This window comes from Herbidospora sp. RD11066, assembly GCF_054661255.1.
On sequence record NZ_BAAGDO010000246.1, the window covers coordinates 1 to 255 of the forward strand.

The 255-nt window shown below is 48.6% G+C and carries 1 protein-coding gene; it reads left to right on the top strand.

The window, feature by feature from the left end; all coding sequences use genetic code 11:
- Positions 1 to 255: SH3 domain-containing protein (locus tag ACYQ78_RS39845; RefSeq protein ID WP_459806187.1), on the top strand; the 255-nt coding region annotated here is incomplete at both ends.

The window sequence follows — 255 nt, forward strand, 5'->3', positions numbered from 1 at the left end:
GGTTAGTTGACCGAGAAGGAGAGTTAGGTTGGGCTCCAGCATCACATCTTGAACCTGTAGACGACGGATCAGAGATCACCACTTCAAAAACTTTTGCACCTGGACAAGAGGAGGTTTACCAGTCCATACAGAGCCATCAAGCGCAAGCTGAGGACGAACTGTCCTTTGATGTTGGTGTTATGTTGAAAGTTGTGGAAAAGAATTTGGATGGATGGTGGCTCGTGAGATATCAAGGCGAGGAAGGATGGGCGCCTG